Raw genomic sequence first — 24,437 nt, forward strand, 5'->3', positions numbered from 1 at the left:
TTTCCCACTTCTGTGTATAAAAAATGATTAGTTGGGTTCACAAAATTCCGCCAAAACCGATTGTGACAGTGGAGAGTGCGGAAAGTGGGTTGTTGGGCAGCCCGATCGCTCCTGGTTGATTTCCTTGTAAATCGATAGCGAATAAGAAATTACTATTTCTATAAATGGATAGGCGGGGAAATTTGATTTACTTGATCGGCGTTGCAACGATCACAGACGCTCTCGCTCTTAAGACACTTTAGATGGTCTGCTCTTAACCTGCCTTCATACCAACAGTTTAGCCGATTGCAAAGCGCGGGCCCGACAACAGCAATTTATGCAACTGTCAAGGCTGACATAACGGCTGATGTGTTACCAATTTTCTCATACTCCTTAAATTTGATTTTTTATTCAATTTAGATAACGGCTGCTGCGCTGCCAATTTTCTCGCACTTGCTTAAGTTGATTTTTAATTCAACTTAGGTATCGTAACTTGATTATTAAATCAATTCGGATTTTGTTAAAAACGCTAAAAAATTAGCTATTGTTGCGTCAGCTAAAGTCAGGCATTTGCAGTATAAAGTCAGGCATTTGCAGTATAAAGTCAGGCATTTGCAGTATAAAGTCAGGCGTTTGCAGGGGGTACACTTTACCTGCATTTACCTGAAAATATCCTGCAAATGCCTGACTTTTTCGGTCAAATTACTGCTTTTTTGTGTCGAGCGTACATTTGCCTGTTGAGGCTGGTTTTGGCGGTTCTCTCTCGGTAGCAAGCAATGTTTTTGTGATCACAAACCATGACTAATGCGTGCAGAGATAAAAATAATGCACCCCATGAATAGAGATTACTGCCTGTACTAATCAGGTGGAGAACTATAACGAGCATTGATAGTTGGGAGTCGATCGACTGCGGTAAATCAAGCCGCTGTTCCCTCACGACTGCTGTAAACCAAGCGGTCGTTTCCTCACGACTGCTGTAAACCGAGTGTGTAGGAGGTCACGGAGCTTCGAGTACAAGATTGAATTAAAGCGGAGGGAGCGAATCGTTCGCAATCCTCCATCCGACCTTCGTAATTATTCGGTCATTCGGCCTCTCACGACCGAGAATAATTTACGGTCGAAGAAAAGAAACAACTTTTCTTTATTTCAAACATCGGACGATCGTCCCATGTTAATTACGAAGGTCGAGCGCTCGAAGGGCGGAGTATGCGTTGACTTTTACAGTTGCCAACACGCCATCGACTGTAAATAGCCATCGATCGCAACGCAGGCATTTGCAGTATAAAGTCAGGCGTTTGCAGTATAAAGTCAGTAAGATTACAGGCATTTGCAGGAACTGCACTCTACCTGTATTTACCCGAAAATATCCTGCAAATGCCTGCATTTTCCTGTTCCTTTACTGCTTTTTTGTACAAGGACTGCCTTTGCTTGTTGAGGCTGGTTATAGCTGTTTAGTTTTGGTAGCAAGCAATGGTTTTGTGATCGCAAACCCTGACTAATCTATACAGACAAAAAATAACGCACCCTTATGAATGGGGCATCCTAGATGTCAAGGCGCTTAATTTTTACCCGCTCTTCGGCTGTACCGATTACTCACATTGCTCCTGCTGTTGTGGCGGCTTTTGTGGCAGCACAGGCATCAATTGCCACAACTTTCCCATCGCACTTGGGTAGCGATCGCTCAAAAGCTCGCTCTCTTGTTACCCAGCCATCGCTCTCTTGTTAACCACCCCTCACGATCAGACATTTAATCGTCCTTCCAGTGCGATCGCCTCCCAAGCCAAATTTTATACAAACAAATTAAATTAAGTTAGAGTTGGGTATGGTCAGTCTCTACTTTGATAAACCCTCTAATAGCCCTCTCCACTTGGGGGGGATAAAATCACCTGACTAGCGGTTTTTAATTACAGTTGTTAACTTGTATCTTGGGAAAAAGTTTTTACTGATTAAAAACTATGAAAGCTTTACCGGAAGTGAAACCTAGAGAGCTGCTATCCAACCATATTCACATTCGCCTAACTGACTCTGACTACAATCAAATTAAAGCAAGAGCCTCGCTAGTCAATTTGAGCATGAGCGACTTCATGCGCCGTGCAGCTTTGAGGAGAACCATGCCGCGCCCTCTAGCTGCATTTGACTTAAAAGCCTATCAAGTTTTGTGCAAGATTGATGCCCACTTTAGAATTGCAGGAAACAACCTCAATCAGATTGCTAAAGCTTGCAAGAGTGCTGTGGCATTGGGAGAACCAGTTGTTGTCAATACAGGACTCTTAGAAAGCGTACAGCAACTCATTCGAGAGAACGGAGGTACAATTAAAACAATAGTTGCAAACCTCGCCAAATCTACAATACGCTAATTATTAACAAGCTTGGGCTTTACCGCCTGAGCAATCGATTCTGTGCAACTGACGGTCTTTCGGTTATGATTGGCAAACAAATCAAAGGTACAGGCTTTCGAGGCTGTCTGAACTACGTGCTGGGCAAAAAAGACGCCGCTCTAATTGGCGGTACTATGTGCGGACAAACTCCTGAAGAACTCGCTGCTGAATTTGGCATCGCCCGACAACTAAGACCTAACCTGAAAGTAGCAGTTTTTCACGCCACTTTATCTGTCGATAGCACCGAAAAACTCGAAGATTCTGAAGAAAATGACCAGCGCTGGCTGGCTATCGCAGCCAACTACATGAAAGCGATGGAATTTGACAACAACCAGTACGCAGTTGTCAAGCACAGCGATACAGAACACGACCACATCCACATCGTCGCCAGTCGCATTTGCCTAGATGGAGGTGTTGTTGACGATGGCTGGGACTATTACAAAAGCCAAGAAACTATTCGCCAGCTCGAACGGAACTACAGCTTGGAAACTGTTACACCCAGTTGGGAAACAGACAAGCGAGCTCAGACTACAGGAGAACACAGGCAATTAAAAAGCAAGGGAAACAAGAGCGTCAGGGTGCAATTGCAAGACCTAATTGATGAAGTTACCCAAGACAACCCAAGTATGCCAGAATTCGTTGAGCGGTTGCAGCAACAAGCCGTAGAGGTGCAAGTCGGATTGACTCGAACTGGCTTCAGTAAAGGCATTTCTTACAATTTAGATGGAGTCGCTTTAAGAGGTACTCAGTTGGGTAAAGCCTACACTTTTTGTGGATTGCAGAAGTATCGAGGCGTTAGCTATGACCAAGGGCGAGATAACGCCCTAATTGAAGCTTTAATGCAGCCACAAAACTTAGCTATTGCCCCCAGCGAGGCAGAGAAAAATGAGTTAGAGTCGTCACAATCCGAGTTAGGAGCAACCCTATCTGCAACAGCAAATGAGTTAGAGTTGTCACAATCTGACCTAGAAACAACTACACTTGGAACTCCTGCAACAGCAAATGAGTTAGAGTCGTCACAATCTGAGCTAGCAGCAACCGCACCTACTACTCCTGCAACAGCAAATGAGTTAGAGTTACAACTGTCAATCCTGCCTGAAAGGAATGAAACTCAGTGGCAAAAAGTGCGCTCGCATCTAGCAGTCGAGTACAGTTTACCTTTAGAATTGCTTGAAAAATTGCACTCTCATTCTTGGCTGTATACCGGCTCAGAAAAGGCTGTCTTTACAGGACGGACGCTTGAGGGGGAACCCAGGCTCGCTTTTGTTCTCGATGAATTGGGCAACTTTACTACAACCCATCCCCTGTCATCTGAAGCTGCTTTCTGGGTAGCGACTACCGGAGAAATTGAGCGAGCTGTGATTGCCTGTAACCCAATCGAAGCCCTTTCAATTTTGCTTATTGAACAGGAAAATAACCAGGATAACTCTACAACACCACCACCCACAATTTACCTAGGAATTGAACGAGCTTCACAACTGCCTATAGAATTCTTACAAGAACTCGATAGCGTTATTATAGCGATTGCCGAAAATTCTCAGCTCGCTCGAAATGCGCTTGCGCTGCTACCGAATGCAGAACTTGTCAATCCACAGTCAAGTTGGAATGATATCTGGATACAATTAATTGAGCAAGAACAGCAAAATATTCAACCAAATAACCAACCTTATAAACAGCGCATCCAAGACATCGAACTGGATTAATTGTTGCTACCTTAAATTTGTCTAGAATTTAAACAAAGTGCTTAGGTTCATAAAACAATCAATATGTTTGATAAAACCTGTTGATCAATACTTCGGACAGTTTTTTAACGGCCCTGTAAGCCGAGGGCGAGGAAGCCCTGCCATTTTTTACGCATTTTCTGAAACGAGTGCGCGCTTACTTAAACCTTGAAAAAATAGTCCAGCATATAGCCAGTAAGGGTTTCGGAGACTCGACCAGATCTAAAACTGTCCGAAGTATTGCTTATGGGACAAGGATTATGTCTCACCACTACTTCCGTATCACTACCAAGCATCATAACGCTTGCTGTACAATAAAGGGTTCTAGCCGTGGGTCGCCCGTATTCTTCGCCTCAAACGCTAAGGATAATGACTACACTTATTACCTAGCAAAGCTTTTAGGCTAGCGGACAGGTCTGTTTAGCAGACCAAGTAAGGAAAAACTATAAATATGGAAAAAAACTATACATTTCAATTCAATCCTTCCACTGCCTTAGAAGCCCTGAAAGCTGGTAAATACGACCCGCTTAACTTCTACGAAGCGCGTTTAGACCTGTTTAACCTCTCGGTAATGGCAGACTATGACCAACTCATTTGCCTACCCACATTAACTGCTATCGACAAATACTGGTATCAGATTGAAACAGCCCGAAAAGTCCTCAGACAAATGGGTGGACGGGCATTACTAGCGGATGAAGTCGGATTGGGTAAAACCATTGAAGCGGGACTAATCATCGCCGAATACTTAGCTAGGGGGATGGTAAAGTCCATCCTAGTGTTAACTCCGGCATCCCTAGTTTCCCAGTGGCAATCAGAGTTAAGTGACAAATTTAATATCGCTACTATCACCACAGATAACCGTGACCCACAACAACCGATAGACGAATTTTGGACAAATAATCCGCGAATTATCGCTTCATTAAACACGGCTAAGTCTGCTAAACATTATCTTCACGTCACCAGTCGTACTTGGGATTTGGTTGTTGTCGATGAGGCACACCATCTAAAAAATCGCAGTACCCTCAACTGGAAACTGGTCAACGCCCTCAATAAGCGGTTTATCCTCATGCTTACTGCTACGCCAGTGCAGAACTCCCTTGTGGAACTGTTTAATCTGCTAACCCTCCTCAAACCGGGACTGCTACAAACAGAAGCCGCTTTTAAAAAAGAATACGTCAATTCCAAGAATGGACGAGTCCCTAAAAATCCCGAAAAGTTACGCACTCTGATGCGGGAAGTTATGGTACGAAATACCCGCGCCCTAGTAGATGTCAAACTGCCCAAACGCTTCGCCACCACAATTACCGTTACCCCGGCAGCCGGAGAGGAGAAACTTTACCAAGACTTGAGCAAGTATCTACGTTCTTCAGAGGACAAACTAGACAGACTCTCCCGTACTAATTTGCTAATGCGAGCGGGTTCATCCCCTAATGCTTTAGCTGACTCCCTCAAGCAACTGACTATCCGCCTACCCGATGAAGAACTGAAGTCTTTAGCTGCACGAGCATCCCAAGTCAAGCAGGTCGAGAAAGCAAAAACCTTAGTAGAGATGCTCTCCAAATCTCGCCAGAAAACCTTAGTTTTCACAACCCATAAAGCAACTAGCACCTATTTAGCTAAAACGCTGCAAGCGGCAAATATCCCCTTTGCAGAATTTACTGGCGGAATGTCCCTTAAACAGAAAGATGAGGCTATAGCCGCATTTCGGGATAATGTTTCTGTACTCTTAGCATCGGAAACAGGGGGAGAAGGACGTAACATCCAGTTTGCTAATGCGATCGTTAATTATGACCTGCCCTGGAACCCAATGAAAATTGAACAGCGCATTGGTCGTATCCACCGCATCGGACAAACCCAGGATGTTTTTATTTTTAACTTCTGTCTCAAAGGCAGTATCGAAGAGTATATTCTGCGGATACTGCACGACAAAATTAATATGTTTGAACTGGTAGTCGGAGAAATTGAAACAATTTTAGGCAATGTGGATGATGAATTTGACTTTAGTGAAGTTGTCATGGATATCTGGCTTAAGCATCAAGTTAAACCCGAATTAGATCAAGCCTTTGAGCAATTGGCAGATAATTTGTTGAAAGCCCAAAAACAATATGAGCAAATTCAAGAACTGGATGAACAGATTTTTGGCGAAGATTTTGAAGCTTGAAAAATTGATTTGATTAAATATGTTATCAGACCCAATAATTACTACTTTAGAAAAAATTGTAGCTCTCCATGACGGAATAGCTGAACCGGCTGGGGAACACGTTTTAAATGCGCTGTTAAATGAAAACATAGCCTCGTTACTTTCTCTACCAGAAGAAGTAACTTTTACAACTATCACTGATGTACCTCAAAGTGTTTTTGTTACTTATCATTCAGAAGTATTAAATAAATTATCTGAACTATTAGCTGTCAAAGGGCAGATTAGTGCCTTGGGTGTAAAATTTGATGGCTATCTAAAAGCTACGGGATTTGACAAAAGCATACCAGAGAGATTCAAACCTCAAAATGGGTTAATTCGTTTTGTAGATGCTAAACCATCAACCACTCGCTACATTTTATGTAATGTGGCTTACACAGCGAATGCCGAAGAAAAAAGGATTGGTCTAGTTTCGTTTATTATCAATGAAATAACAGGAGTAACACCAGTACAAATTGGGGATGCTTTATTTTGGGAGTCTGACAGAATGGATGTGGATAATCAAGAAACACCATTTTCTATTCCTTTTGATGAGTTGTTGAAGTTAATCGAACATCAAAGTGGAATATTGATTGGAAAATCTTTAGATAATTGGCAGGCTAAATTAACAAGAGCAAGAGCTAGGGATGAAGAAAGACTAAAGGATTATTACAACACGATTAGCTCTGGGATTCGCCACAAGATTGAGTTAAAAAATTTGATTGGTGATGAATTAGACAAAGAATTAGCTCGAATTGAAGCTACTAATAGAGAGCTAGATCGAAAATTGTTAGATATCCAAGAGCGTTATGCAATGAGTGTAGAAGCTTGGTTGCACAGTGCAATGATTATCCATCTACCTACAGTACATATTCAATGTGAGTTGCAAAGAAAGAAAACGAAACGGACTGTAACAATAGTTTGGAATCCGTTCACTAAAATTATTGAACCTCTTTGCTGTGAATTATCAGGAGAACCTGTTTACGATTTCTATTTAGATGATCTATCAGCTAAAATTATCTCCCCGACAGTTTGGACTAGATAGGGGTATAGCCGAGATACGGGCTTTCCGAGGACACGACGTAAAGTTTTGTAACAATGCCGCTTTTCAATGTCCCTTCCGCCTAAAGAAGCTGCCAACACTCAGTCAGCTAGAGCAGAGTAGTATTACTACTCTGCCCTCGTACAGACCCAAAAAGCGGAAATCTTTTACTGCTAAACATTTCAGGCTTTGCTACTTCAAGTCATTTTGTCTTATATTTACAAAACTTTACGTCATGTCCTATTTTGCCCGTATCTCGGCTATACCCCTGATAAGTTTGCTTTGTTATTCATTACCATTTCTATAAGTGACGGATGTCAAAGTTAAACCAACCATTTTCATAAAAGGCTGTCAAATCTTGAGTGGTGTAATTTGGAGTGGAGAAAATGGGTATACTGAGCTCATGTTGGAACAGCTTACACCATAAGCTATTTAGGATAAAAGCCATAAACCAAACAATCTCTCTCAAATCTTGAGTGGTGTAATTTGGAGTGGAAAAAATGGGTATACTGGGCTCATGTTAGAACAGCTTACACCATAAACTATTTAGGATAAAAGCCATAAACCAAACAATCTCTCTCAAATCTTGAGTGGTGTAATTTGGAGTGGAGAAAATGGATATACTGAGCTCATGTTGGAACAGCTTACACCATAAGCTATTTAAGATAAAAGCCCTGAACCAAACAATCTTTATCAAATCTTGAGTGGTGTAATTTGGAGTAAAAAAAATGGGTATACTGAGCTCATGTTAGAACAGCTTACACCATAAGCTATTTAAGATAAAAGCCCTGAACCAAACACTTTCTGTCACTGCCAATGGTTTGTACCACGGTTTCAAGAACGTCGGGCTAAAGTCAGCTAAAGTGTTGGCGATATCTTTACTTTTGACATCTACCACATTTTAGGAGATGCTAATGAATCAGCCCCAATTGATGAGATTGACTTCGATAGGATTGGCCAGCATTCTGTTACTGGGAATATTTGGTAAGTCGCAAATTAGTGGAAATGAACCTTTCTCATGGTTCGTGCAGAAACAACGGGGCGATAGTGAACGGACATTTACTAAGTGGTGTCACGAAAAGGCTTCTTTGAGTGCTGAAACTAAACATACTGTTGAAGTATTGTTGAAGAAAGCGGGAACTACTGAGTGCGAGGCGGCTAATCGACAACTTTCGAGTCTCACGGAACTAAAGCTCGACAAAAATCAAATCCGTGACATCAAACCGCTAGCATCTTTGACTCACCTGGATTGGCTCTCCCTCGACAACAATCAAATCAGCGACATCAAACCGCTAGCATCCTTGACTAAACTGAATTACCTCGCCCTCACCCACAATCAAATCAAGGACATCAAACCGCTAGCATCCTTGATTACATTGACTAAGCTCTGGCTCGACAAAAATCAGATCAGGGATATCAAACCGCTAGCATCTTTGACTAAAGTGAATTACCTCTCCCTCAACAGCAATCAGATCAGGGATATCAAACCGCTAGCATCCTTGACTAAAGTGAATTACCTCTCCCTCGACAGCAATCAGATCAGGGATATCAAACCGCTAGCATCTTTGACTAAAGTGAATTACCTCTCCCTCGACAGCAATCAGATCGGGGATATCAAACCGCTAGCATCTTTGACTAAAGTGAATTACCTCTTCCTCAACAGCAATCAAATCAGTGACATCAAACCGCTAGCATCCTTGACTAACCTGACTTCGCTCAACCTTAACAGCAATAAAATCAAGGACATCAAACCGCTAGCATCTTTAGGCTTCTCCCATAATTCTTGTGGGGTAGGCATCCTGGCTGCCGTTAACAGGCTTTTTGGGAGATGTCTCTTGACTAACCTGGCTGTACTCGATCTCCACAATAATCAAATCAGTGACATCAAACCGCTAGCATCTTTAACTAACCTGACCGATCTCAACCTCAACAACAATCAAATCAAGGACATTAAACCGCTAGCATCCTTGACTAAACTGACCGCTCTTTACCTCAGCAGAAATTCGAGCGCACCCAAGACTTGTCCTCTCAAGCCAGAGTCTATCTGTAATTGGTAACAAGAACCTAGCTCTTAAAACTTGAGAGTTCAGAAAATTAGAGTATCCCCAACTAGAACAAGGTTTTGGAGTGAGTGAGAAATTACCCTATCCTCGCCTAAAGCTCCCAGCGGGATTTTTACGACTGACCGCCATTGTCTTCTTCGTAGTCACAATTAAAAAATCGGCCATCGGAAAAATAGTCGCCTGCCCGTCCGGCTGAGGACACCAAAAAGTCCTGTGTCACGCGCTTGAAACTACTGGACGTTCTTGCTAGACTAAATGAAACGCTTGACACAAGGGATTCATTTGTTATGCCTAACCCTAAAGGACACGAAGATTCAATCAAAAATTCCCGCTTTAAAGCTGCTTGGCAGAGCGGTCCGACTCGCACTATTCGAGTTCCGATCGCCCTGGCTGACGCTACTCTAGATTATGCCCGACAACTTGACAAAAAAATCGAACCGCGTGACACAGCAGGTAGGCGTGGTAGTTCCGAAGTAGAAAAGAAACAGGCTCAATCGCATGACACAAGGAATGGAACCGAGGAAGTGGCATGGTTAAAGGCTGAGAATAGGCGCTTACAGAATTTAGTGAGTGACATGGGGATTGAACTGTACCATACCCCACCCCCTGAAATTGAACTACCAGAGGCTGCTGACCTACTAAACAGACTGAAAGCTAAGCGTAAGAAATCAGCGGCAACACTCGCCGACATTGAGACAATTTTAGAGATGATTGAAGGGTAAACCCCAAAAGGGAATTAGAAATCTATACCCTGGTTTATCCCGGAGATGTGCTGAGATAATTTCTATGGCGTTAAGCCACAGAAACTTAAAACCCTATCAGGGATTGAAACTCCTTCATTACTTACTGCGTTACTGCAAACCGCACTAAAGCCCTAAAACCTTATCAGGGATTAAAACTTGACACACGTTGATTCCCGTTTTTGCGCGGTTTGGACGGCAACTGCACTGTCAAAAATCTCAAATCTGAATCTAAAACCTGAAATTATTTGACCGGAAAGAGCAACCAATATTCTGTTGACTGTCGGCAAGTGCGATCGCATTTGGAGACAAATCACAGGAACCAGAATCCTCAACTAACCGAAAGTTGGGGATTTTTTTTTCTCAAAACATCCCATCTAGTAACTGGGTAATGTCTTGCTGGTCACGCCCCCGGTTGTCGTCATAAATCATGAGCGTGTTTAAATTCCTGTGCCTGCTGAGTTTCTGAACTTTCCGCACATCCCCGTCTGTTGCGTCGAGTGCCGCCGTGATAGCTGAATGCCTGATGCGGTGAGGCGACATCTGTTTTTTGATACCAGCCTTTTCGCTATAACGGACAACCATCTTGCAAATACCGTCACCGCTAAGTCTGTGTCCGCTGTGGGCGGAATCAAGTGCTATAAAAAGCGGGTTATCGGGCGAGCAATTTCCCCTTTCCTCCAACCAATCGGCGATCGCCTGCACTGTCGCAGAACCCAAATCGATCGTCTCAGCTTGCGTACCGCGTCCCTTGCCCCTAATCCGCAAAGTCTTACCGGCAGGATCAAAGTCACAAACACTCAACTGACTGATCTCATTTCGTCTCAAAGCATTACCCCACAGCAGGCGCAACAAAGCATAGTCCCGCTTCCCAGCTTTCGTTGCCAGATCGCACTGCTGCAAAATCCGCTCAAAAGTCTTAGTATCAACGCCCGTCGTATCTCGGTAGCCGACAATTTTCTCTCCCTTGATATCCTCCAAACTGTAATGACACACGCCGAGCTTGCGACCCATTTCCACCAACGATTTAACAGCCGCCAGCCGCCGATTAACAGTCGCTTCCTTAAGTCCCTTGTCAATCAGCTTAGCTTTGTACTTCAACACCACCGACACAGCCTGACGCTCTTCCAGGTGCAAAAACTCCAAAACGTTATCAGGACAGGCGGACTTTCCCGTCATAGTTTTTAAAAAATCATTGACATCCCTCTCATAGGCGCGTCGTGTATTTTCAGAGCGTTTGTCAGCTAAAAGTTGTTTGAGCACGTCAGGGTCAGTGTCTAAAGTGTCGAAATGTCTCGAAATTTTGGCATCGAGGGAAGCTTCCAGGCGGGCTATCGACAGTTCTGGTTTATTCATTTTATGCCTTTGAAAAGTGACGTTCCCGATGGCTCGTCGGAACTGGAAGCCGGAGCGCGAGGAACACTATTTTGAAGTCGGGCGATGGGGTCTAAATAAGCACTATCCGCTGGGGTTGGTTGGTGGCTGTTCGGGTCGGATAGCCTTGGAACCTGCAAGATAAATCTCTTGTTTAGCGGCATACCCGGCAGCTTGACCACCGCTGAGCACGCCCGGCACGGCATCGCCCGTTTTTGGGCATTGCTGACCCAGTAGCTCGACTTCTCACAGAGCTTCATGCCTCAGCTTTGCCATACCCGCCGCATTTGCTAGACCCGCCATTGTCCTAGTATGGGACAGGATTAATCCGAACATTTTGGCTTTCCTGATGTTGGACAGAGCGCTTTGAAAAAATTCACCCGCCGCGCTGCATCGGCCCGCCCAGTTTGTGAACTCGTCACATACCAGAGTCATAGGTTGAAAGCTGGGGTTAGGTTGCGACTCAATAATTTTGTATCGGCGACGAACTTCTGACGCAAACCATTCGAGCGAACGATCGCGTCGTAGTTCATCCCGCCACCGACAACCTCACATCCCTGCTACGCTCCAAACGCCGCGTGCGGGTCACAAACGATAACTTGATACCCACACTCCAATCGGCGCTTGACTTCTTGCTCGGCAAAGGTAGTTTTTCCACTGCCGGGAGCGCCATAGATTAGCACGCTGGGGTAGTTGGTGAGGATAGGCATGAGGGACCCATCTACCTGTTCTGGTTCGATAGCCCCTGGTGTTTGCCTGTTGCTCTACTTTGTCGCTGGGGTTGGTTGTGGTGTCGAGCGTCGCCGTTCCCGTCAAAGCGGGTTGTTGCTCCTATCGATAGCCAAAGATTCGAGATAAGCTGTTTGGATTTCACCCTCAAACGCCACCTCGCCCGCCTCTTTAAGCTTCTTGTACCGCTGCTGAGTTTGTGCCATTAAATAGGCAGATTCAGCAGCAGCAAAATCCAACTCGTAAGACTTATTCTTATACTCTTTGATTCGCTATCTGATTGGCTCTTCCCCTCTTTACGAGCGATAAGCATCACTGTTACCATGCCACCAATTGCCAACAGAGCCAGCAAGATTTTGATGCCACCTTGCACCGCGCTCAATCCCTTTGAATTCAGCTTTTGCGGGAACTAACCAAGCTGGGCGAGATTCGATTCTGTTGCCAATTTTGAACTCGATTCGGTCGTTGAAGGGCAAGGCAGTTGCACCCGCCAAACCTATCAATCCTAAACCTAACAATCCCGAAACAATCACCTGATTTTTGCTACTCATGGATCAAAATACTCCAAATATGTGACACAAACAAAACCACCGTAGACCCTCACTAAAGCAGCACTAAAAATTAGTAACTGGCTATTTGATATTCAACAAAATAACCCATCTTATAAACAGCGCGTCCAAAACATTAAATTAAATGACTTAGACTTCCCTGAAAAAGCAAGTATTGTGTTTAATAAAAACGTTCATTAACAAATTTTTAAATTTCGACCTAAATTACTGATAGTGCTGCCACTAACTATTACACTTTTGTGAATAAATTTATCAAATAATTTTACTGGTTTGCTAAGTAAATTGAGACGGCGCTTGCTCATTTTTTTTGTGAGCCGACCTTGATAACAATAAATTATTTATACGTTTTTTCGTAAAATTTAGTACCAAAAAAAATGAGCGCTGTCGCGCCAAAAAATAAAGTATCGGAGATAAAAAATGGAAGTCTCACAAACCAACACCTACTACTTCAATAATTTAACCTTCGTCCACCAAACAGAAAACCAACTGTACATTATGGACCGGCAAACAACACTTGTCTTGAATTTTCAACAAACAAGCTATCAAACGATCGACAAAATAATCCACGCTCTGCGACTTTTGAGAGACAAAAAAGTCCGAGACAGAAAGTCAATTATCGAGCAAGAGCTGCTGGCCTTAAACTTCCAATTCCCTCTCGAAAGCAGCAACCGTAACAACAACGACACCAAAAATGGTAGCAGCAATGGTAGCAGCCACGACAGCCACAAAAACTGCGAGCTAAAAATCGACTGGTAATTAAATGATGCCGGAGAGATAAGTTTGTTTCTCCGGCAGCCAATAGCAAACATTTTTCGCCACATCCAAAAATGGTCTTCCTCTCATAGCACCATAGGTGTATCTCCTGCACTAAGAACAAGCCGATATGTTCGAGTCATCGGGCGCCACACTACGTCGGCTGCACAATCATATTTGGACGAAAGGCTTCTTCTGATCTAAAAAAGGGCGAGGGGCAAAGTTTTGTGGCGCTGCCCGAGAACATCGCTTTCAAATGAATAGCGTATATACTTGAAATAAAACTATCGAAGATATTAAACACAACGAGTCAGTACAGCTATGTCTGCTAAAGATGTCTTTCACGAAGTCGTTAAAATCGCTCTCCAGAAAGATGGATGGCAGATTACTCACGATCCATACACTTTACAAGCAGGAACTCTCGAACTTTACATCGACTTGGGTGCCGAAAGGGTGGTTGCGGCCGAAAAAGACGGACAAAAAATTGCCGTTGAAATCCAAAGCTTTATTGGCCCCTCCAAAATCTCCCAGTTTTACACAGCATTAGGACAATTCATTAGTTATCGAGCAGCTTTGCAACAACAAGAAACTGACCGCCTTTTATACCTAGCAGTACCCAGCAATGTCTACGATAGTTTTTTTACAATGGGGTTTATTCAGTCTTTAATTCAACAAAACCAAATTCATTTAATTGTTTACGATATAGAGCAGGAGGCGATCGCACAATGGCAAATGTAGACCTTTATAGGCAGCACATCCAAAATCTTCTCTCCCAACACGCTAGTCTTGTGTGGGATGAGCGAATTCAGGCTCAAACTATCTTTGATACCGAGCGCGATCATTATCAATTAGTATATGTGGGCTGGCGCAATCAGCGGCGAATTTATGGCCCGGTTTTGCACCTAGATATTATGGACAATAAAATTTGGATTCAGCAGGATGGAACCGAGGTGGGTATTGCTAACGAGCTCGTAGAATTAGGAGTTCCTAAACAAGACATTATACTTGGTTTTGACCCTCCTAATATGCGACAATTAAGTGACTTTGCTATTGGATAAATTACGCTTAATGGTTAAAAAACTTAGCTTTTTTGAAGGCTACTTTTTTATTTCCTTTGTATTAATTATCAACATTTATTGCAGTCAATAAGTCGGATATTGCGTGTGCTCGCATCAAAACTTTGAAACCCGATCGCAAGCAGAACCGACGCCAAATCCAGGTAAATAAGTAAGGCGATAGTTGCTTTTAGCCATAGCCCTTGCCTCTCTTGTTGTCCAAGGTTTGACGCTTAGCAAATCGGGTTCAGTTTCCAGTTGCTTTAAATAAGAGCGATCACCCGTTACAAAGGCGATCGCAATCGCCAAGAACTTGCAACAGCTCAAAGGAGCCTGAACCACCTGCTTTTCAGTAAACCTAACCACAATCCAATTCCACTCTAAGAATAATTGATTGCGGCGCATATCGCTGTCAGCATCGCAGCAGTGAGTCGGCTTCTTAGATTTGCCAGCATAAGGTTCATCAATCTCGACATCAATTCCGAGTCCAGATGGAGTGTGAATTACAGTAAAATCTGCTGAATAGCTCCTCTGAGATGACGGAATTTTAAACTCTGCTGCTTGGACAACTTCCTCGAAATATTGCTGTAAGTATTGCAAGAAGCGCTCTTCGCTCACTCCTTGCCGAGCTTGAGATATGCCTGTCGAACTAACCCGAAGTGACATCAAATCCTTGAGCGATCGATTTCTGTGCTGTAAGTCAATTTTTACACTTGTAAAAACTGTCTGCAACCCTTCTTTTCCTAGCTTAAAACTAGAAAATTCCTGCTGTTTGTTGGATAACGTCTCTTGTTGAAATAATATCTCTTGTTGGGATAATCTTTTTTGTTGGGATAATATCTCTTGTTGGGATAACATCTCTTGTTGTTTGTACTCAAGAACCTGCTGCTTATACCTGGATAGCAGCTTTTGACGGCAACCAAACACATAACTATAAGCAGCCGCAATTAAACAGGAATAAGCAGCTACTACCAACAGCATTTCCCACCACAGCCAACCCCAGGAAATAGCTAACAGCGGAAGTGCGATCGCACCATAGAGCCAAAACACCCAAATTAACCACAGCAACTTGACAGGTAACACCACAGGTGGTTGAGGCGGAGTCAGCAAAACAACAGGTTGCTCGAATTGTTGAGTTTCTTGAAGTTGGGATGAGGTGGCACAACTAGAACTTGCCTCTGGCAAAGGATATTGATGGCAGAACTGCATTACCACTTTTGGGTAAAAAACTATAGGATAATTCATAACTTTAAATACTCCTTTTTTTAAGAGCGCGGTCGCGCTATTTTTAAGAAAGTTTTTTGAATTGTATGCAAAAAATCACCCAGTCAAACTCACAAGATTTAACTCATTCTCAACCAGTTAGCAAAATTCAAAAGGACAAACAAATCTCTCTTAAATCCGACGCAGCAACAATGGCTGCGCTTACTCAACTCGAAGAACGCCGCGATTATTATCACACCTGCATCAACGGAGGATACTAAGCATGAATTTAGCCACAGCAACGCTTGCTCAAAGTTCAATAACTGCGGCTCAAGTTTGGCATCAACTAGAATCAGCAGAAAGCTCAGAAGAAATCGACCAACTGCTGCAATCCCTTTGGAAAACCCAAGAAACCCAGGAACTCGCTGTTGATGCCCATGCCGACTTAGCCGACCAAATTGATGCCGAAATTGCAGGAATTACAGCGCGAATGCAGTATTTGATAGAACTGCATTCAAAAGCTATCAACAAACTCCAGGGGTGGAGAGAGCGCTTAGACAAAACCGTTCTCTACTTCAACGAGTGCGGCGTGTTAACTTCAGAAATTATTGGCAAACACCGCCGCATTGTTGTCAAGGAAAACCCGCCTACCTGTGAAGTTTTGATTGACCCATCTCAACTGCCAGAACCCTATCGCCGAGTCGAAACAAAAACCGTAATTTCTGCCGACACAAAGGCGATTGCAGACGCTTGGAAACAAGGAATGCCTGTAGATGGCACTAGGGTTTTCCGCAAGCGCAAAGTGGTTTACAGCTTGCTTCCAGGTAACAATTTGCACTCTCTTCAAGCCAACCAGACGCTTGAGAGTCGTTCTTCGGATAAAACGCAGTCCAAAAAACGGCGTTAGCCATCTTTTCAGGTGTCAGAAATGCCTTGATTTGACACCTGAATTATTAGACATATCCGAGTTAGACACCTCCGAATTATACCATTTATGAAAAGTCATGCAACAGTAGCAACAGTAGGTTGATTTCGTGAAATAAACCCAACGATGCAAAGTGTAGTAAGACTTTTTAGAAATGGTATTACAATGTGACACGTTTGTTTTGTAAGAGCGAAGACTTAATTTTGGTCGGTATCTCTTATAAATCAATCCAGTATTGAGGGTTCTCCACTTGTTCTTCGGTGACGTTGAACAACGTTGATGCTCTACCTTTAATAACCCCGTCAGCATCAAAACTCAAAACGCCAAAAAACTGCTGACTGTTTTCACCTTCTCCAAAAGCAACGCGAGCAAGTGCATCGCTATCAGAGAAATAATCCCGTTGGCTTTTCATAGCCGTAGTTGTGCGAACTACTTTCACTTTTTTTCTCCACATTGGGATTGTCATCCTGATTGTAACACGCTACTTCTTTCTTCTAAACCCCTCCAATTGGAGGGGGTAAATATCACTCAGTAGCAGGAATTTGTGAAGGAACAACCTTGTCAAAATCTGGACTATTACTGTGCGTAAGTCCTAAAAATGTAAAAACTAGGATTCAGGAGCTAATCAATGAGCAGAAGAAAAGTTACCCCAGAATATCGCTCCACAGAATGGGTACCTGGGGAAGGACTAAAAATCCCAGTCTTTGATATGTCCTTGACTGACGGTAGAGCAAAGGGGCGGTACCAAGCTGAATCAGAGGTGCTGCGTAACTCCCTGCTTGAACTGCTTTTTGAACCTGAAGAATTAGCATCCCTAACTATCGTTAAACCCGACCCAAATGATAGCAGCTTCGACCCTTTGAAAAACATCGATTTCGGAGATGGTATTACCAGAAGAGTTGCTTTCAGCTCCGGCAAAAATGTGTACTTTGCAGACATTGAACTCTCAACCAAACTGTTGAGCGTATTCAAAACCCAACCCGACCACGCCTGTCGCTACGGCTCACTGCTAGTTAGCAGTTGCAACCTTGGAGCCAAATTGTTAGATAGCTCCCTTGACGGCGAAACCTTGCGAGTCAAAATTGTTGATTCTCAAAGCGATGACGAGAGTGAAAAAGCGAAAGCTCATAAGTGGCAAACCGGAGACTGTCACGGTAAAATTTCACCGGCACTAGCCCAACAATTAGGAGGGAATTACAACCGACCTTTTCAATTCAGATTTGCCTGGATGCAGGAATGGGGACAAGAAGACTGCCACACTCCAGAAATTAGCTTTCTTGCCAAAGGAACGCTGTTGCCTGATGCTAATTTAACCTCCGACTTGGATTATGATATCATTATGGATCGCTCCTCTATCAAAGGAGTTGCCGCATTGCAATTAGCTGAACTTATCCCCTGTGGCGACTACGAATTTCCCAAAGCTATACTGGGAAATCGAGGCAACGCCAAAGTAACTGAATACGAAAATTCCTGGCAGTTTTCGATTTGGTATTCTGAACCAGCTATTGGGGCTGACATCGCGACACCGACCAAAATTGAAGCCCAAAAGCTAGCTGACTTGCAAAATAACCGGCTGCAACTTGCCAAATACTTAGTGGAGCAGCACGACAAAAAAGCTGCTTTTCAATCTAGCCTTCACGAAGACAGCAGCGGATTACAAGACGAAACAGATGAAAAAGCCCAGCGCAACGAATCCCGGCTAATTTCAATTTTGAGGAACGACAAACTCGGTCAGCTCCTCGACTTTCCCAAAGTCGTCGATTTCATGCAAGAACAACTGGCTAAAAAGTGGAAAGACTTAGCAATTAAGGGAGCAATTCATCACGGTTCAGCAATGGCTCAACCTTGTGAAACCCTCCAACCCGGTACAATTGTTGCCCCCCACTTGCGACACGGCACAGAAGTAATCGTTACCCGATACCCAATTGTCAGTAAAGATAACATCCGCCGCTACACAGTAGACAACAAAAGCCATCGCGCATTAACGCAATACAAAGGGTGCGTTTTCATTCGCTCTGACCAAGCCATGCAGCATCATCAATGCGATTTTGATGGCGATCAATTAGTGATTACGCCTGCTTCCCGAATGCCGAATATCGCCTCTGAAACCAGGCACGCTAATCAAGAGAATGAGTACGATGCAGTTGAGAAGCGAGAGAAAGTTGACTACAATAAAGCTATCGATAGTAATGGCGATCGCAAGTATACCAAATTGCGGCAAATTGCCGTAGCGATCGCCCAAAATAAAATCGGCTGGGTGGCTACCTTAATCGGGAGAGTGCAATCGTCAGCAGCAGAACCGGGACAGCCAGAAAGTTTATTCAATCAACAGAAGCGGCAGCTTCTTGGAAAGCTATTTGATGCCCTGCAAATTGAAGTGGACAGTCCCAAAAGTGCTACTCGCACCGAAGACCACCACCCCACCCTGCTGTCCAAGGCTAAGCAGTGGTCAGAACAGCACCCAAGCTACCTATTTGACTACAAAGACGACCCCAGGCTTTACAAAACCGTGCCATTACCTATAGGAGACGGCACCGCTATCAATTGCATTGCTAGGGAGGCTGTTAATCCAGAGTGGGAACCGACTCGTCTAAAAAGCCGCCACCGCGACGAGTTTCGCTACCTGTTCGAGTCTCCTTCTGACTTAGATGAGCGAGAAAAATGGGAGAAACATTATGTCAGGTGGGCGCAAGATATTAAGGAACGCTATCGAGAAAGGATGGGCGAAATTCACTTGGAGTGCGGCGGCGATTCTAAGGCAATTAAAGAAGCCGTCAGCAAGTTATACGAGAGCTTAAGAGCCGATGTGACCGAAGCTTGGACTGACCCTGAAGAACGGTTTTTAGCTGCTAGTGCGATGTGGCACGTCGAAACCGCAAATCCCAACTTAGAAGTTCCTCGCAAAGCTTGTAAGGAACTTTCTCGCCAACTGCTGATTGAATTCAACCTTGAACCTGAGTACGAGCGACTGCACGAAGCTATGCCAAAAGACACTTACGTTCTGAGCGTCCCTTTCGAGGAATTGGAACGGGACGGCAGCAATAAGACTGTCAGGGATAAGAAGCGACAGCCTGTTGGCAAAGACTTAGCTGGACATTGGAAAGAATTGTTAGACAGCAAAGGCATTAAATATGAAGCAACTTTGCATCCGAGCCTGCCAATGGTCAATTTTGCCTTAATTGAAGCCAGCGAAAAACTGGTGGGAATTCTTGAGAAGAAGTTTTGCGAAAATGTCAACGACATCGACAGTTTAGACTTAACTTACCGCGATGGTCTTGGTCGCACCAAAGATGTGAGTTCACGCATTGTAGCTCCTGCAGATTATACTTGGCTTGAGTCCCAAAACCAAACACCTAAAGCAGCATTGGTTCTCAATTTGTTTACAGATGAAATTTGCCAGCAATTGCAAACCTTTCAGTTTGACAGAGCTGAACTGATTGGGCAGAAGTACAATGACTTGAAAGATGTTGACTTTAGCAGTCCCAAATGGAGGCAGAAAACATTGACTTTTGAGGTGGGTTCTGTTAGCGGTAGCGGTTCGAGACGCGACGGCAGCCCTATTGTCCTCCTTGACGGACAAGAACTAGCCATGTTCTCTACTAATTCACCTAAATTGCCGATCGGTACTACCTTTGAGGCCACTATTGAACCCTCCCCTAAAGGCAGCGCTCTGATCTTAAACATCAACCCTAGCTCTGTGCAACTAATTGAATCAGTTGAGGAACTTTCAGAAGTCCCGCCAACCTTTTGTCAAGACCGATCGCTATCCGTATCGACAACTCTTTGTCAAGAGCGATCGCTTGTATCGCCAACCCCTACCCAAAAGCGATCGCAATCCGTATCGCCAACCCCTTGTCAAAACAAACCGCCATCTCAACCCAAAGAGATTGCTGCCAGCCCCGCCTACCTCTCACAATTGCTGAAAGATGCGATTTCTGAAGCATATAACCAAACTGGAGAAACTAAAATCCCTGTGGGGAACTGGACAGCTTTTATTAGCCAATCTCGCAATAATGTTAGGTGTTTAGTCAGAGATGAAGCTGATAATCCGGTCTTGGCTGCTGACTTGAAAACAGGTCAAATCATTAAGAAACTTTCTGAAAACAACAGCTCTCAGTTTATCAAATACCTCAAAGAGGTTGATGCTGAATTAGCTTCTACATCTTCACCAAAAAGAGATGCAGATACACAACTTTAACATCAACTACCCTACATCTAAGACCGGGTAAGTGTGAACGCCAAGAAAGCTCGTTGACCGAACAGTTAGTTTTTTAGCGAGTTCCAAACAGGAACTATTTATTAGTAGACGACAATTCCCCCTCCGATTGGAGGGGGTCACTTTAACTCCCCAAAACCGCTCTTCCGAGTGAAGTCAGTAGCCATACTGCTCGAATTTCATGGGAAATATCCACTCACGCCGCCACAAAGATTATGGCTACAAAAACAGCATACCGAAGCCGAAGCCAGGGAAACTACATCACCCCTAACACAGCCGAGGGCAAGAAAATCCTCAACTACCTAAGAAATCGCTGCGAGAAAGCTTTAGATTACTGCCTGGAAAACGGACTCACCAGCGTAGAAGATTTTGCCGATGCAATTGAAGAACTAACGGAAGCAGACGGCAAACCTGGCATTAGCGTGGATGTCAAGCACAACGGACTCGTCCTCAGTTTGAGCGATCGACCCGAGTACGGCTCTACCACAGGAAAGTACATGATGGAGCACTTGGGAGAGCCGGACGACAACCGATTTACTAAAACAGGAATTGAAGCATTACTCGATTCGCCTCGAACTAAAACAAGGTCTAAGAAAGACGATTTACTAGATGAATTGGATGATGAGCAACCCTCCCCCAAGTCTAAATCTAAAGTTGCAACTAAGTCTAAAAAAGACGATTTACTAGATGAATTAGAGGATGAGCAACCCTCGCGTCGATCGAAATATCAAACGGTTAACAAGTCTAAAAAAGACGATTTGCTAGATGACTTAGAAGATGATGAACCATCGCACAAATCGAAATCTAAAGCCAATATCAAATCAAAAAAAGATGAAATAGAAAATTCGGATGACGACGAGCCATCACCCAACTCTCAAACCAAAAGAAGACCCCGAAAAGATGACGTAGAGGAGTTAGAGTCGGAAGAACCCCTGGTTAAATCTAAAGCCTTAACCCGCTCTCCGAGAGATGAACTAAGTCAGTTAGATGAGTTTGAAGTCAAAGAACCTCAACCTAAAGCTAAGCCTCAAACTAAAAGCCACCTTCAAAACTCTGATCGAGAAGATTTGGAAGACGAAGAATTATCAGCTAAATCCCAAGCCAAAAGAAAACTTCAGACAGATGAAGCGGTAAAAGTTGCTGAATCCTTAGCACGCACACCTTCAAAAACCCGAACTAGCCAACAGCGACCTCAAGGCAAAAAATCAAACGACCAGAACATCGATAGTATCCTCGATGCTGCTGTACAAGTCAGTGGTAGAACAGCCATTTCTGGAAGTGAGGTAGAAGGTACAACTGTCAGCGGCCTGAGCGGTCAAGTTGCGGTTCTCGCTACTCTGATGGGGAAAAAAGCAGCTTCTCAAATTATAGAAGCTGCTCTTGGGGCTGGAAAAGAGCGCCAAGTTGCCGGTATTGTCAAAAGGCTCCAAGCTCAAAGCCAGCGAGCTGACTCGCTCTCGCAGCGGGTTACCAACTTGGTTGAAGCGGATTCAGTTGCAGATGCAAGGGTCGAATCCGAAGCTTTACCAATAGCTGAACCGGAGCCAGAACCGGAACAAAACATCTTACCTGAACCGGATGCCGAATTTGTCTCAACACCCGGTATGCTCTTAGCTAAAGCTGTTAGCAAAGTCCACGGAAAAGTTGATAAAATTTCCGGTCGTGTGAGAGACAACAATTCTGAAAAAACGGCTTCTATTAAGATTGACACAGAGGCGAGTTTTGAAGAACAGCTCGTACAAATAAATGAAGCACTCAACCGACTTGAAAAGCGACTCGATACCCTAGAAGAGCGAATAGAAGCTTTAGAGAACAAACTTTCTCTTCAAAAAAGCGAGACAGGCGTTCAAGCTGCGGATGCAAAATTAGAACCGCCCCACAGCTCAACTCCATCCCTCAGCGACCAATTCGTACAAAACGGGACAGAAATAGGTGAAAAAATTTCATTAGAATCAACAATCCCAGCTAGCAACAGCGCTAGCGCTACTGCTAAAAAAATCACTGTGACAGCCCAAAATCTTACTCAGGACGCCCAACTTGCAGCAACACTGGCAAAAATTTACAGCCTAGCTGAAGAAGAAGCAAATGCGGAAGGCATTGCATTAGAAGACGGGGTTGATTTTGGACAAGCCAAACTTTATGTAACAAATTTTGACTCCTCTACCGCTGTCAGCTTAAAAACTAAGGAAGGCGAGGAACTGTTTTCAGCAGTACAGGATAAAACTGGAGAATGGGAAGTTACAAACGACTTCCTGAAACCTGAAGAAAAAGAAGAACTCGACCGCTTAAAGATTTTTCAACAAGCTGTCAACCAAGAGCGGCTAGCTGAAATGGTAAAGAGAAGCAATCAAGATGAAGTCAGCTTTACCGATTCCCAAGGCTCGCGCCTCGACTTTGAAGTCGAATTCAGCGATAAATCCAAGTCGAAGGGTACTATCAAAGGCTTTAACTCTCACAGCGAGATAGTTTTTGAGGCCAGCCTCCAAAAAGGTAATGTTGAGGTACTTCTGTGCGATATTCCACCAGAAGTAGTAGAAAATCTCCTATCCCAACAGCAACTTGCTCCCAACCAGAACTCCAACAAGCAGGAAGCGAGAAAAACTGAGACCGAAATGGAAATTTGAAATAACTTTTTTCACTTGCACCCTCCATTTGGAGGGGGTCACTCTCACTGTATAGAATCACCTTTTTTGGCGATTTTGCAGGGATTAGATGCAACTTAAATTAGCATTAAAGCACTGAATTAATCGAGATAGTGACATGGCTACTTACTTAGACCAAACAAGAAATGAACGAAACCGCAACTCATTATCACGCTGGTTAAAACAACAGAAAATCAAACTGGGCGACCTTCCATTCCTCGGCATTTGCCTAGCCTCGCTCATCTACTTCAGCATTCACGACCCGCTCTTAATTGCGACTTTAGGCTGCTCCAGCATTGTGTTTTTGAGTTTATGGCACCTCACTAGAGCTATTCCCATTGTAGAGCGATACATAGGCTGCAAAATTCGTTTTTGGCACATTGCCACTGCCATTATCACCTCTACTGCACTTTGCTCCGTACTCGATTCCCCAGCCAACGCCCTCTTCCTCTCCGGCTTAGAAGAATTTATGCAAGAACTCGCAGAAGGAGCCTCTTCAGCAGGAGGCGAAGCTATTGATGCCGAAGTCATCGAACTGATTTTCAACTTAATTCGCGGAGCATTTCTTTTGTTAGTAGCAGCCGCTTCTCTTTTCGCCTACAACCAAGCACAACAAGGTAATGACTGGAGACCAATTGTTACCCAAGTTGCCTTAGCTTTTGCCATTGTAATTGCCGTTGACGTAATAACTTTTCTGTTCGTTGGCAATGGCGGAGGTGGAGGAGCTTAGGGAAGAAGGGGAGAGGGGGAGAGTGGGGGAGGGGGAGAGGGGGAGAGGGGAGATTAGAGGTGTGCAGTAAACAGCAAGCTATTTGAATTTTCAGGTAGATTGCAGTTACATAATCCCTCATTTCTATTCAATTAGGTGAGTA

At 43.9% G+C, this 24,437-nt stretch carries 22 protein-coding genes; 15 read left to right on the plus strand and 7 right to left on the minus strand.

Annotated elements, in window-relative coordinates; translation table 11 throughout:
- The first annotated feature begins 1,525 nt into the window (after nucleotides 1-1,525).
- The 7 genes from QUA54_RS04995 (at nucleotide 1,526) to QUA54_RS05025 (ending at nucleotide 10,081) form a co-directional block, all read left to right on the plus strand.
- A complete protein-coding gene (locus QUA54_RS04995; protein WP_333413635.1) occupies nucleotides 1,526-1,705 on the plus strand; it encodes a hypothetical protein in 180 nt (59 codons plus the stop codon).
- 229 nt (nucleotides 1,706-1,934) lie between these two features.
- Nucleotides 1,935-2,336 carry a plasmid mobilization protein gene (locus tag QUA54_RS05000; protein ID WP_333413636.1) on the plus strand — a complete coding sequence of 134 codons (402 nt, stop codon included), beginning with the start codon at nucleotides 1,935-1,937 and terminating at the stop codon, nucleotides 2,334-2,336.
- A gap of 65 nt (nucleotides 2,337-2,401) precedes the next feature.
- The gene (locus QUA54_RS05005; protein ID WP_333413637.1) at nucleotides 2,402-4,060 is read left to right on the plus strand and encodes a relaxase/mobilization nuclease domain-containing protein; all 1,659 of its coding nucleotides are present in this window, start codon (nucleotides 2,402-2,404) and stop codon (nucleotides 4,058-4,060) included.
- Between the two features lie 469 nt (nucleotides 4,061-4,529).
- Complete coding sequence (locus QUA54_RS05010) at nucleotides 4,530-6,239, plus strand: SNF2-related protein (protein ID WP_333106742.1); 1,710 nt, start codon at nucleotides 4,530-4,532, stop codon at nucleotides 6,237-6,239.
- A 19-nt stretch (nucleotides 6,240-6,258) separates the two neighbouring features.
- A complete protein-coding gene (locus QUA54_RS05015; protein WP_333134554.1) occupies nucleotides 6,259-7,299 on the plus strand; it encodes a hypothetical protein in 1,041 nt (346 codons plus the stop codon).
- A gap of 911 nt (nucleotides 7,300-8,210) precedes the next feature.
- Complete coding sequence (locus QUA54_RS05020; RefSeq protein WP_333413638.1) at nucleotides 8,211-9,353, plus strand: leucine-rich repeat domain-containing protein; 1,143 nt, start codon at nucleotides 8,211-8,213, stop codon at nucleotides 9,351-9,353.
- A 293-nt stretch (nucleotides 9,354-9,646) separates the two neighbouring features.
- On the plus strand, nucleotides 9,647-10,081 hold the full coding sequence (locus QUA54_RS05025; RefSeq protein ID WP_333413639.1) for a hypothetical protein: 435 nt from the start codon (nucleotides 9,647-9,649) through the stop codon (nucleotides 10,079-10,081).
- 381 nt (nucleotides 10,082-10,462) lie between these two features.
- Here the strand turns inward: QUA54_RS05025 and QUA54_RS05030 are convergent, their stop codons facing one another.
- The 5 genes from QUA54_RS05030 to QUA54_RS05050 all read right to left on the minus strand — a co-directional run bounded on the left by QUA54_RS05030 (nucleotide 10,463) and on the right by QUA54_RS05050 (nucleotide 12,753).
- Nucleotides 10,463-11,455, minus strand: a complete 993-nt coding sequence (locus QUA54_RS05030) for a tyrosine-type recombinase/integrase (RefSeq protein WP_333413640.1) — start codon at nucleotides 11,453-11,455, stop codon at nucleotides 10,463-10,465.
- Entirely contained in the window at nucleotides 11,452-11,733 is a 282-nt protein-coding gene (locus QUA54_RS05035) for a hypothetical protein (protein WP_333413641.1), read from the minus strand. The genes QUA54_RS05030 and QUA54_RS05035 overlap by 4 nt, the downstream gene beginning before the upstream one ends.
- A 300-nt stretch (nucleotides 11,734-12,033) precedes the next feature.
- Nucleotides 12,034-12,183, minus strand: coding sequence for an nSTAND3 domain-containing NTPase (locus QUA54_RS05040; RefSeq protein ID WP_333085312.1), 150 nt, complete (start codon nucleotides 12,181-12,183; stop codon nucleotides 12,034-12,036).
- A gap of 102 nt (nucleotides 12,184-12,285) precedes the next feature.
- On the minus strand, nucleotides 12,286-12,408 hold the full coding sequence (locus QUA54_RS05045) for a hypothetical protein (protein ID WP_333154329.1): 123 nt from the start codon (nucleotides 12,406-12,408) through the stop codon (nucleotides 12,286-12,288).
- Nucleotides 12,409-12,498: 90 nt separating this feature from the next.
- Nucleotides 12,499-12,753: a hypothetical protein gene (locus tag QUA54_RS05050; RefSeq protein ID WP_333413642.1), complete on the minus strand. Its 255-nt coding sequence runs from the start codon at nucleotides 12,751-12,753 to the stop codon at nucleotides 12,499-12,501.
- 435 nt (nucleotides 12,754-13,188) lie between these two features.
- Between QUA54_RS05050 and QUA54_RS05055 the strand changes: the two genes are divergently transcribed.
- The 3 genes from QUA54_RS05055 to QUA54_RS05065 all read left to right on the plus strand — a co-directional run bounded on the left by QUA54_RS05055 (nucleotide 13,189) and on the right by QUA54_RS05065 (nucleotide 14,582).
- On the plus strand, nucleotides 13,189-13,527 hold the full coding sequence (locus QUA54_RS05055) for a hypothetical protein (protein ID WP_333413643.1): 339 nt from the start codon (nucleotides 13,189-13,191) through the stop codon (nucleotides 13,525-13,527).
- 318 nt (nucleotides 13,528-13,845) lie between these two features.
- The gene (locus tag QUA54_RS05060; protein ID WP_333413644.1) at nucleotides 13,846-14,262 is read left to right on the plus strand and encodes a XisH family protein; all 417 of its coding nucleotides are present in this window, start codon (nucleotides 13,846-13,848) and stop codon (nucleotides 14,260-14,262) included.
- Nucleotides 14,250-14,582 carry a XisI protein gene (locus QUA54_RS05065; protein ID WP_015179801.1) on the plus strand — a complete coding sequence of 111 codons (333 nt, stop codon included), beginning with the start codon at nucleotides 14,250-14,252 and terminating at the stop codon, nucleotides 14,580-14,582. The genes QUA54_RS05060 and QUA54_RS05065 overlap by 13 nt, the downstream gene beginning before the upstream one ends.
- Nucleotides 14,583-14,696: 114 nt before the next feature.
- On the opposite strand, the gene QUA54_RS05070 is transcribed toward QUA54_RS05065, so the two are convergent.
- Entirely contained in the window at nucleotides 14,697-15,824 is a 1,128-nt protein-coding gene (locus tag QUA54_RS05070) for a hypothetical protein (protein ID WP_333413645.1), read from the minus strand.
- A 65-nt stretch (nucleotides 15,825-15,889) separates the two neighbouring features.
- Here QUA54_RS05070 and QUA54_RS05075 point away from each other — a divergent pair, with 65 nt between their 5' ends.
- Together QUA54_RS05075 and QUA54_RS05080 are read left to right on the plus strand one after the other, a co-directional pair.
- Nucleotides 15,890-16,063 carry a hypothetical protein gene (locus QUA54_RS05075; protein ID WP_333413646.1) on the plus strand — a complete coding sequence of 58 codons (174 nt, stop codon included), beginning with the start codon at nucleotides 15,890-15,892 and terminating at the stop codon, nucleotides 16,061-16,063.
- A 2-nt stretch (nucleotides 16,064-16,065) separates the two neighbouring features.
- Nucleotides 16,066-16,689, plus strand: coding sequence for a siphovirus Gp157 family protein (locus tag QUA54_RS05080; protein WP_333413647.1), 624 nt, complete (start codon nucleotides 16,066-16,068; stop codon nucleotides 16,687-16,689).
- A gap of 235 nt (nucleotides 16,690-16,924) precedes the next feature.
- Here the strand turns inward: QUA54_RS05080 and QUA54_RS05085 are convergent, their stop codons facing one another.
- A complete protein-coding gene (locus QUA54_RS05085; protein WP_333413648.1) occupies nucleotides 16,925-17,161 on the minus strand; it encodes a hypothetical protein in 237 nt (78 codons plus the stop codon).
- A gap of 174 nt (nucleotides 17,162-17,335) precedes the next feature.
- On the opposite strand from QUA54_RS05085, the gene QUA54_RS05090 reads away from it, so the two are divergent.
- The 3 genes from QUA54_RS05090 to QUA54_RS05100 all read left to right on the plus strand — a co-directional run bounded on the left by QUA54_RS05090 (nucleotide 17,336) and on the right by QUA54_RS05100 (nucleotide 24,295).
- Nucleotides 17,336-20,905 carry a hypothetical protein gene (locus QUA54_RS05090; protein ID WP_333413649.1) on the plus strand — a complete coding sequence of 1,190 codons (3,570 nt, stop codon included), beginning with the start codon at nucleotides 17,336-17,338 and terminating at the stop codon, nucleotides 20,903-20,905.
- 233 nt (nucleotides 20,906-21,138) lie between these two features.
- Nucleotides 21,139-23,547 carry a hypothetical protein gene (locus QUA54_RS05095; RefSeq protein WP_333413650.1) on the plus strand — a complete coding sequence of 803 codons (2,409 nt, stop codon included), beginning with the start codon at nucleotides 21,139-21,141 and terminating at the stop codon, nucleotides 23,545-23,547.
- Nucleotides 23,548-23,683: 136 nt separating this feature from the next.
- Nucleotides 23,684-24,295, plus strand: coding sequence for a hypothetical protein (locus QUA54_RS05100; RefSeq protein ID WP_333413651.1), 612 nt, complete (start codon nucleotides 23,684-23,686; stop codon nucleotides 24,293-24,295).
- The last annotated feature ends 142 nt before the right edge of the window (nucleotides 24,296-24,437 follow it).

The sequence above is a fragment of the Microcoleus sp. MOSTC5 genome, assembly GCF_036701825.1.
Taxonomy (GTDB): domain Bacteria; phylum Cyanobacteriota; class Cyanobacteriia; order Cyanobacteriales; family Microcoleaceae; genus Microcoleus; species Microcoleus asticus.

Excerpts from the sequence above, each read along its gene's own strand:
- QUA54_RS05015 (WP_333134554.1), top strand. The coding sequence starts at position 6,259 with ATGTTATCAGACCCAATAATTACTACTTTAGAAAAAATTGTAGCTCTC.
- QUA54_RS05055 (WP_333413643.1), top strand. The coding sequence starts at position 13,189 with ATGGAAGTCTCACAAACCAACACCTACTACTTCAATAATTTAACCTTC.
- QUA54_RS05090 (WP_333413649.1), top strand. The coding sequence starts at position 17,336 with ATGAGCAGAAGAAAAGTTACCCCAGAATATCGCTCCACAGAATGGGTA.
- QUA54_RS05000 (WP_333413636.1), top strand. The coding sequence starts at position 1,935 with ATGAAAGCTTTACCGGAAGTGAAACCTAGAGAGCTGCTATCCAACCAT.
- QUA54_RS05025 (WP_333413639.1), top strand. The coding sequence starts at position 9,647 with ATGCCTAACCCTAAAGGACACGAAGATTCAATCAAAAATTCCCGCTTT.
- QUA54_RS04995 (WP_333413635.1), top strand. The coding sequence starts at position 1,526 with ATGTCAAGGCGCTTAATTTTTACCCGCTCTTCGGCTGTACCGATTACT.
- QUA54_RS05080 (WP_333413647.1), top strand. The coding sequence starts at position 16,066 with ATGAATTTAGCCACAGCAACGCTTGCTCAAAGTTCAATAACTGCGGCT.
- QUA54_RS05005 (WP_333413637.1), top strand. The coding sequence starts at position 2,402 with ATGATTGGCAAACAAATCAAAGGTACAGGCTTTCGAGGCTGTCTGAAC.
- QUA54_RS05075 (WP_333413646.1), top strand. The coding sequence starts at position 15,890 with ATGCAAAAAATCACCCAGTCAAACTCACAAGATTTAACTCATTCTCAA.
- QUA54_RS05020 (WP_333413638.1), top strand. The coding sequence starts at position 8,211 with ATGAATCAGCCCCAATTGATGAGATTGACTTCGATAGGATTGGCCAGC.
- QUA54_RS05070 (WP_333413645.1), bottom strand. The coding sequence starts at position 15,824 with ATGAATTATCCTATAGTTTTTTACCCAAAAGTGGTAATGCAGTTCTGC.
- QUA54_RS05030 (WP_333413640.1), bottom strand. The coding sequence starts at position 11,455 with ATGAATAAACCAGAACTGTCGATAGCCCGCCTGGAAGCTTCCCTCGAT.
- QUA54_RS05085 (WP_333413648.1), bottom strand. The coding sequence starts at position 17,161 with ATGTGGAGAAAAAAAGTGAAAGTAGTTCGCACAACTACGGCTATGAAA.
- QUA54_RS05010 (WP_333106742.1), top strand. The coding sequence starts at position 4,530 with ATGGAAAAAAACTATACATTTCAATTCAATCCTTCCACTGCCTTAGAA.
- QUA54_RS05045 (WP_333154329.1), bottom strand. The coding sequence starts at position 12,408 with ATGGCACAAACTCAGCAGCGGTACAAGAAGCTTAAAGAGGCGGGCGAG.
- QUA54_RS05050 (WP_333413642.1), bottom strand. The coding sequence starts at position 12,753 with ATGAGTAGCAAAAATCAGGTGATTGTTTCGGGATTGTTAGGTTTAGGA.
- QUA54_RS05060 (WP_333413644.1), top strand. The coding sequence starts at position 13,846 with ATGTCTGCTAAAGATGTCTTTCACGAAGTCGTTAAAATCGCTCTCCAG.
- QUA54_RS05040 (WP_333085312.1), bottom strand. The coding sequence starts at position 12,183 with ATGCCTATCCTCACCAACTACCCCAGCGTGCTAATCTATGGCGCTCCC.
- QUA54_RS05095 (WP_333413650.1), top strand. The coding sequence starts at position 21,139 with ATGGCTACAAAAACAGCATACCGAAGCCGAAGCCAGGGAAACTACATC.
- QUA54_RS05065 (WP_015179801.1), top strand. The coding sequence starts at position 14,250 with ATGGCAAATGTAGACCTTTATAGGCAGCACATCCAAAATCTTCTCTCC.
- QUA54_RS05035 (WP_333413641.1), bottom strand. The coding sequence starts at position 11,733 with ATGAAGCTCTGTGAGAAGTCGAGCTACTGGGTCAGCAATGCCCAAAAA.
- QUA54_RS05100 (WP_333413651.1), top strand. The coding sequence starts at position 23,684 with ATGGCTACTTACTTAGACCAAACAAGAAATGAACGAAACCGCAACTCA.